The sequence below is a fragment of the Bartonella sp. AP58NXGY genome (genome assembly GCF_042195785.1).
GTDB lineage: Bacteria > Pseudomonadota > Alphaproteobacteria > Rhizobiales > Rhizobiaceae > Bartonella.
In genome coordinates this window covers 1-722 of record NZ_JBHIOY010000240.1, presented here as the reverse complement: position 1 = coordinate 722, position 722 = coordinate 1, and the positions used below count along the sequence as shown (strand labels likewise).

Genomic DNA, 722 nt, shown 5'->3' with positions numbered 1-722 from the left:
CAGGCAAGAAGACACTAACTCTCAAGCGGTCTGTCTTGGAAACGAGTACGGTCAAGCAAAATTTTAGCCATGGTCGCACAAAAGCTGTCGTTGTCGAAACCAAACGACGTAAAATTACGCGACCTGATGAAAAAGCTGAGACCTTGCAGCCTATTACAAAACCGCATGTTGCACCCCAGCGCTCTAAACCCCGTTTTGAAGAAAAAAAACCTCAGGAATCTGTGACCAAAAGCAATCTTTCATCGGCTGAAATGGAAGCAAGACTTCGTGCGTTAGAAGAGGCACATATCCAAGAAAGGATAATGAGAGAACAAGCTGAAAAAGAAGCAAAACGCGCTAAAGAACGTGAAGAAATTTTAAAGCAAGAAATCAAAGAAAAAGAAATACTTCAAAAACAAGAAGAAGAAAAATCGCCAGTACAGATTCCACCTGTTTTTTCTGAGCCTCCCCTCATTGAGGAGACAGATATTCCTCTTACGCCTAAAAACACAACTGTGATTGAAAAACGCAAAATAGATGAAAATAAAGAGGAAGAACGGTATAGCCGACGTGCTAATCCTGCTAAATCAGAAATACGTGCACCCAAAATTGTCAAAGGAGCTGATGAACGGCGCCGTGGAAAACTGACTCTTAATAGCGCGTTAGACGAAGAAGGGAGTGCACGGGGGCGCTCAATGGCTGCAATGCGGCGCAGACAGGAAAAGTTTAAGCGTGCACAAAAC

Annotated in this window: 1 protein-coding gene; it reads left to right on the top strand. The window is 43.4% G+C overall.

Annotated elements, in window-relative coordinates:
- Positions 1-722: translation initiation factor IF-2 associated domain-containing protein (locus ACFINC_RS10680; RefSeq protein WP_375617198.1), on the top strand; the 722-nt coding region annotated here is incomplete at both ends.